General features: G+C 69.9%; 7 protein-coding genes. All 7 read right to left on the reverse strand.

Features of this window, described 5'->3' with window-relative positions; genetic code table 11:
• Positions 1–36 precede the first annotated feature (36 nt).
• The 7 genes from I0Q12_RS33815 to I0Q12_RS24745 all read right to left on the reverse strand — a co-directional run bounded on the left by I0Q12_RS33815 (position 37) and on the right by I0Q12_RS24745 (position 6,670).
• Entirely contained in the window at positions 37–327 is a 291-nt protein-coding gene (locus tag I0Q12_RS33815) for a hypothetical protein (protein ID WP_231611367.1), read from the reverse strand.
• Positions 328–645: 318 nt separating this feature from the next.
• Positions 646–798 carry a hypothetical protein gene (locus I0Q12_RS24720; RefSeq protein WP_197255650.1) on the reverse strand — a complete coding sequence of 51 codons (153 nt, stop codon included), beginning with the start codon at positions 796–798 and terminating at the stop codon, positions 646–648.
• 344 nt (positions 799–1,142) lie between these two features.
• A complete protein-coding gene (locus I0Q12_RS24725; RefSeq protein ID WP_197255652.1) occupies positions 1,143–1,958 on the reverse strand; it encodes an N-formylglutamate amidohydrolase in 816 nt (271 codons plus the stop codon).
• Positions 1,959–2,409: 451 nt separating this feature from the next.
• Positions 2,410–3,483, reverse strand: coding sequence for a DUF2637 domain-containing protein (locus I0Q12_RS24730; protein WP_197255655.1), 1,074 nt, complete (start codon positions 3,481–3,483; stop codon positions 2,410–2,412).
• A gap of 161 nt (positions 3,484–3,644) precedes the next feature.
• On the reverse strand, positions 3,645–4,094 hold the full coding sequence (locus I0Q12_RS33820; protein WP_231611368.1) for a hypothetical protein: 450 nt from the start codon (positions 4,092–4,094) through the stop codon (positions 3,645–3,647).
• Between the two features lie 262 nt (positions 4,095–4,356).
• On the reverse strand, positions 4,357–5,553 hold the full coding sequence (locus I0Q12_RS24740; protein WP_197255659.1) for an insoluble domain protein: 1,197 nt from the start codon (positions 5,551–5,553) through the stop codon (positions 4,357–4,359).
• 166 nt (positions 5,554–5,719) lie between these two features.
• Entirely contained in the window at positions 5,720–6,670 is a 951-nt protein-coding gene (locus I0Q12_RS24745) for a hypothetical protein (protein ID WP_231611369.1), read from the reverse strand.
• Positions 6,671–6,731: the final 61 nt, after the last annotated feature.

The following is a 6,731-nucleotide window of genomic DNA, read 5'->3' on the forward strand; positions in this document are numbered from 1 at the left end:
CGACCGCCACGACGATGTCGAGACGGTCCCGTGCGGCTAGTACTGCTGGGCACGGGCGATGCCTTCGTCGTAGTCGTCGACGTACTCCCCTGCTCCACGTGTGTACGTGCCGCCAACATGGTCGGGGTCGTAGGCCATGAACACCACATCCGGACGACCGTCGTTGAAGGTGCGGAAGGTGTCGTAGTCCCATTCGTCGGGGGCGTGGTCGTCGTTCCACTTCAGTCGCGCGACGGGCACGAACCCGGCGTCGGCGTACAGGTCGGGCAGGACCGTGTCGAAGCAATCCAGGCGGCGGCCGCCGAGCGCGGTGGCGTGTCGAAGCATCGCGCGCGCCGCGGGGGTGCGCGCAGTCCTTGTGCGCGAACGCGGAGACGATCTCGTCGCCTTTGAGGGCTACACCGGCCTTGCCGTCGTCGGTGACCAGCAGCCGCATGTTCCGGTATTCGTCCTCGTCGTAGACGTAGACCGAGGCGGCGTGCGGGTTCTTGCGGGTCAGCTCGAGCATCTGGGCGCGGTAGACCCCGGAATCGGCCGGCGCCAGCTCGTGCAACGGCGGTGCGGACAGACCGCGGGCTTCGAGTCCCGCGCGCACGGCGTCCGGCAGGGTGTGCGTCGCGACTGGGGTGATCTGCTGGCCGTTGATCAGAAGCCGAGGGCTTCGGCCTCCTCGATTTTCGGATCGGTCCACCGATTCTCGATCTCGATCCGCTCGGCTTCCGGGAGGTCCGGGCTCCACCCGAACGTCCTCCAGAACGCTTCGCGGCGCTGCTGCGTCATCGCTTCCTCGTGGTTCATCGTCGATTCCTTCCTTGTAGACCTGTCCTGCACTGGCTCGCTGCAGTGCGTCGATTTGCTCGGCTCGTAGTCTCTCAGCGTCTCTCAGGCGTGCGGTCAGTACGTCCCGGGTGTTCGGGTCGCTGGATGAGGCGATCGCCGTGCGTAGTTCCTCCTGGCCGCCGGGTGTGGAGTCGTACAGGGCACATATCTCGACGTGGTCGGCCATGGCGGTGGTGAAGCTGCGTTGCAGTCGCGCATGGGTCGGGTTGTCGGCCAGCCGCGCGCGGGCGGCTGCGACGCGCGCGGTTGATCTGTCGAGTCGGGCGCGCATGTGTGGGGTGCAGCGGGGTCCGGGTTTGGGTTTACACATCGGCGGCCGCGTGTTCGGTGACGGTGTCGATGAGGGTGGCCAGGGCGTGGCCGAGCCGGTCGACGCGGGCGGAGTGTGGGGTGCGCGGGTCGGAGAGGTAGAGGTCGCGGCGCAGTTCGATCATTACCGACGTCACGCGCTCGTCGTGGCCGTAGTAGCGTAGCGGCACGTAACACCCTGCGTAGGGGGCGTTTTCGGCGATCTCGTCGATCTCGGTGAGGGACGCGAATGCGCCCCGGGTGGCCTCGATCAGCCATGCCGGGGTGTGGATCGGGTCGGTGCCGATGCACAGCGCGGGGCGTGCGGCATCGGGGTTCTCGAACCCGGAGGGCTTTTCGGGGTACGAGTGCAGGTCGATGATTATCGCGCGCCCGCACGCGTGCAGGCGCTCTTCGACTGCTGCGGTGACCGTGTCGGCGTAGGGACGGAAATGGCCGTCGAGCAGATCGGTGGTGCGCGGGTAGGGCTCTGGGCGCAGCGGTGTGCCGGTGCAGGTGCGGGTGTAGACGGCGCCGCGGCCGAAGGCGGCTGCCGGCTCGCTGGTGTCGGGGAATCGTTCGGGGTCGATCACCAGGCGTGAGAGCGTGTTGATGATGGTGGTCGGGCGCTGCCGGGTGTGGCGTACGGCTTCCGCTGCGATGTTGTCGGTGGCGGTGTCGGTCGATTCGTCGAGTTCGGCGGCCAGTTCGATTTCGGTCAGGAGCAGGTCTGCTCGTACCTCGGGTGGGATGACGCGTGAGGAGTGTGGGACGTGGATGAGCACCGGGGACCGATTGTCTCCTGGTGTGACGAGCGCGGAGCTGGGCACGGGTTTCTCCTTCTCGGCGGTGGACCTGAGGCAGGCCGGACGCGGCGGCGAGCCTAGGGACGCGAATTGTCATCGAGAATGGCCGGTTTCACCAAGGGGGGTGTAGGCCAGAGGTTGCGCCGTGCGCGTGGGTGGATGTCCGAGTGCCGCAGGATTCAGGTTCTGTACATCCGATCGTCGGAACCGAGTGGTCGGCGATCGTCCCGTGCTGGGTCTGAGGGCTGCGCGGCATGTGCCGCGCGGGGGTGTGCGGAGTGCGCTCGGTCCTGTGGCGCGCGATGACGTGGTGTCTGCCGGGCCTTCCGCTGGCGGGGTTCGGGGTAGCGACGTCGGTGACGTTACCGGCGGGCCCGCTGCCAACGCGGGGTGTACCCGGTATTTGCGGCTGGCGTCGTTTGGTGCCGTGCTGATGACAACGTGGGTGTGGAGTGCGCCGGGGTTCCCTTCTCGGTCAGGCTGGTTGCAGTTCTCGGATGGTCTCGGTGGCGTCGGCGGCGGGAAGTGGCGGCACCGTGAATCCTTCGGTCTCGGCGGCTGCCACGAACAGGCGCCAGCGTCGGCTGACGGTGGACTTGTCCACGTGCAACCGTTGCGCAACCTGGGTCTGTCGCAGGTGCGGTTCGTCGATGAGCATCGCGGCGACTTGTTTGACCGGTTCGGTGAAGTTGCCATCGGTGAGGAACCGGTGCAATCCGGCCGAGGTTTGCGGGTACCCGTGGTGCGTTGCGTGGTCGGCGCGGTCGCTCCCCCGCTGGGTGGGGGCAACGGGGATTTCGCTGGTGGTGGCAACGCTCAGGGCAGGGGCCTTGAGGAGCTTCGCCGGGGATGCATCGGGCGTTGCGTTGTGCACCCCGTGTGCAACCGCCGCGGGGGTTGCGTCAACGGGGGTTGCAGCCGCGGCACGAGTGAGATTGTGCTCCGGTGACTGCTCGGGCGCGGTGCGGGTCGGTGCGGCGGCGAGGCTCTGCTGTTGCACGCGCTGTTGCGGTGGCGCGGCGTTGCGATGCTGTGCGCGCTCGTCGATGACAACCTGCAACATCATGGTGGCCAGGTGGAACAGTGCCAGCCACAGCAGCGGGAAGATCGCCGCGATGGTCGCTGCGATCGCTGGGGGTTGCGGGATGAACCCGAGCATCTCCCCTGCTGCAACGCGGGCCAGGTTGCGGGCGGCCTGTTGATACGAGTGGTACGAGTTGCCCACCACGCTCAGGGCGACGGTGACGACGGCCAGGGTCATGCAGTAGCGCCGGGTCCAGGTGTACCGGTTGGCGACGCGGACGATGACGTAACCGGCGGTTGCAGCGGCCTGTGCAACGTCGATGGCAACCGGTGCCATCCATGCGCGCCCGGGATGCACGTTGATTTCGATGGCCAGTGCACGCAACGCATCGAAGGAGAGCGTGAACGCCAGCGCGGCAAGGAACAGGGCCATGGCTGCAACCGCGGCAACGCCGAGCATCTTCGAGCGCACCGGCGGCACAGTTGCCTGCAACGGCGGTTCGGGTCGGGTGGGGTCATCGGACACGACTGAGGTCTCCTTCTGCGAGATCTTGCTGGCTGGATGCTGATTCGACTGCTCCTGCGGGGTCACCCTGTCCCCCTCCTCTCTCGCCGCGGTTGCGATCGTGGCGGTAGGGGACGACGCGCCGCACGATCCACGGGCGGATGCGGGTGTGCGACTGGTGGTCAGTTGAAGACGTCGACGAACCACTTGCCGTCGAGCTGCTCGGTGGTGACGGTCTGGGTGATGCGTTGGACACCGTCGGGGCGCAGTTCGGACAAATCGACGAGGTAGACGTCCTCGGACAGGGCTTTGGTGCGCACGCAGTAGTTGGTGCCGACCGGGACGGCATCGATGAACGGTTGCAGTTGCTCGGCGGGGACGACGGAGCTGTTCGGGGTGGCCAGGGCGCGGGCTGCGACTGCGTCGCGGCGGACGTAGTAGGCGTAGTTCCAGGCGGCGATCACCCCGGCGCCGCTGTTCTGGTCGCCGCGGTCTGCGCGGCACTCGTCGTCGAGGTCCGAGGCCGGCGCCGTGGGTGTCTCGGCGAGTTCGAGGATCGGTGTGTCCGCGCCGTCGACCTGCGTTGCAGCAGAGCCACTCCGGGAGTCGGAGTGACCTCCGGACCAGGCCACGCCTGCGATGGCAACCGCGGCCACACCCACCGCGGTCGCCGCAACGACGCGTCGACGTCGCAGCGTGCGCCGCCCAGCTGGGCCTCGTGGAGCAACGGCGGATGCAACCACCGCAACATCCGCCCCGTCGCCGGGCGCAACCGCATCATCGGTTGCGCCCGGCGACACGCTGGGTGCACCGCCGAGAAGATCGACGACAGCCGGATGCCGGGAGGTGTTCTTGCCGAGTCTCATGAGGTGCACCCACATCCTTTCCGTCGGGTCAGGCGGAGGCCGGGGCGCCGACGCCCTGGCCGATGGCGGTCGAGATCAGCTCGGCGGCGGTGCCGGCCGAGCCACCGAAGAACGTCGCGAGGGTGGTGTCGACGGCGGCGATCACCCCGTCGCCACCGGGTTGCGCCGTCACCCACTCGCGGGCCTGCGAATCCACCTGAGGCGCAGTCTGCACCGCGTTCTGTGCGGCGTCAGCGGCAGCGACACCGACCGGCCCGGAGGACTGCCACTGTTCGAGCGTCGCCGCGGTCTGCGCGGTCAGCGCGTCCTGATGCACGTCCGGCAGCTCGACCTCGATGGGCCGGCCCTCGTCGTCGCCGGCACCGAAGGCGGTGCCGGCGGCCAGGCCGATGGCTCCGCCGACGACCGCACCGGGGACGGCGCCGACGGCGGCACCGATCGCCGCGCCCGCGGCGGTGCCGGCGACACCGGTGGTGACCGCGGGCAGCACCGGGATCGGCAACGGCACCACCCCGCCGAGCGCGGCCCCGCCGATCCCGCCGATGGTGCCGCCGATCAGCGCACCCGGAACCGCACCGGCCACTGCGCCGGCAGCACCACCGGCGACGGCACCCCCGATCTGTGCCGCCGCGACCCGGTCGGCGCGGTCGGCGTCGACACCGACCGATTTCCAGAAGGTGGCCACCTCCGCGCGGATCAGGCCGGCGGTGTTGTTGGTGCGTTCGCGGTCCTCGTCGGTCACCCAGTTCGGTTGGGTGAAGTGGTAGTCGCCGACCAGGATCTTCTCCGGCGGGGCGATGTAGATCGGGGCCTGCTCGACCTCGATCGGGGCGTGCAGCGTCGACAGGTCCAGCGGTGGGGCGTAGGTGTTCTGCCGGTCGTAGCGGCCGGTGTCGTAGTCGTAGTTGGGCAGCGGCGCGTAGTGCGGTGCCGTCGCGGGCGGGGAGGTCCAGTAGATCGGCTCGGCCGGTGCCTCGGGCACCGGTGCCGCGTCGGGCTTCGGTGCCGCGTCGGGCTTCGGTGCCGGGGCTGCGGTGGTGCCGCCCTGGGTGCCGCCGCCGGTGGTGCCGCCCTGTGATGGCGCCGCCGCGGCGGTCGGGGTCAGCACCAGCCCTGCGGCCACGGCTGCGGCCCCGACGAGCGCGGCCGTGGCTTGATGCGAGGCTGCGCGGCGGCGCTGGGTGCGGTGGGCGGCGCGGTTGCCGGTGGGGTTGTTGTGGGTCATCGGGTATCGCCTTTCGTCTGTCGGCCGTACGGGAAGGGGCCGGGTCTGGTCGGGAATCGGGACGAGTCGGGTCGAGCACCTCACGCCCGGGGCGAAAACGGTTCCGGGCCAACGCATCAGTCCACGGCGCCCGCCATCAGGTGGACGACTGTGGCGGACAGGACGGTCAACGCGTCCTGGGTGTCGCGCCGCAGGTGACTGAGCGCGATGCGCTCACCGGAGGCGAACAGCGGCTCGAACGGCATCCGGCAGACCGGCACCCCGAGCGCCGTAAATGCCTCGACGACGTCGGTTTCGACCATCGGCGCGTCCCCCGGTCCGTCGGTGATGACGACGACGGTGCGGGCGAGCACGTCGGGTGGACCGCGGAGATCGTGGCCAGGGTGCACTGGGCCGCCACCGCGGCGTCGCGGCGCAGCGGCAGCGGCACGATCACCGCGTGCGCGGAGGCGATCGCCCACTGCCAGCTCCCGGAGTGGGTGGCGTTGCCGGTGTCGGCGAGCAGCAGGTCGTAGTGGCGTCCGAGGATCGCCGCCAGCATGGCGGTGTCGTCGTAGCTCAGCGGTGTCACAGTCCCGGTGGGTCCGGCCACGACGTACGACCCGTTCGGCTGGCGGGTCAGGTAGCGGGTCAGGGTGGACGGGCGCACCTGCGGTGCTGCGGCGGCGAGATCGGTGAGCAGGGACGCCGCGTCCTGCCCGGTGGTCGGGGGAACCGCCAGGCGCTCGGCGAAGCTGCCGCCGATCTCTCCGAGGTCCAGGCACGCGACCGTGGCGGGCCCGCGGTACTCGGCGATCGTCTCGGCCAGGGCGATCGCCAGGGGTGTCTTGCCGACCCCGCCTTTGACGTTGGCGAAGGTGATGACCGCGTCCTCCGGCACGGGGCCGGCGATCGTGTTCTGGGCTGCGCGCAGCCGCATCTCGCGCGAGTCGGTCTTGGGGGCGAGCTTCAGGCCGAGCATCGCGTTGAGGCGGCCGCGCACACCGCTGCGGGCCGGCCTGGCTGCCGCGGGGTCCGCACCGGGCACGGACGGCGCGGAGAACGCGGACAATCGGCCGCTGATCGGCCGTGTGGGCGACGCTGCGGGCCGGGTGGGGACCTGGGTGGGGGTAGGCATGGTGAGGGGCTGTGTGGGCCGCTGAGCGGCGTGTGGCGACTGTGTGGGCGTGGTGTGGGCG

Source organism: Rhodococcus sp. CX, from assembly GCF_015865005.1.
Classification (GTDB): domain Bacteria; phylum Actinomycetota; class Actinomycetes; order Mycobacteriales; family Mycobacteriaceae; genus Rhodococcus.

Excerpts from the sequence above, each read along its gene's own strand:
- I0Q12_RS33815 (WP_231611367.1), bottom strand. The coding sequence starts at position 327 with ATGCTTCGACACGCCACCGCGCTCGGCGGCCGCCGCCTGGATTGCTTC.
- I0Q12_RS24745 (WP_231611369.1), bottom strand. The coding sequence starts at position 6,670 with ATGCCTACCCCCACCCAGGTCCCCACCCGGCCCGCAGCGTCGCCCACA.
- I0Q12_RS24740 (WP_197255659.1), bottom strand. The coding sequence starts at position 5,553 with ATGACCCACAACAACCCCACCGGCAACCGCGCCGCCCACCGCACCCAG.
- I0Q12_RS24720 (WP_197255650.1), bottom strand. The coding sequence starts at position 798 with ATGAACCACGAGGAAGCGATGACGCAGCAGCGCCGCGAAGCGTTCTGG.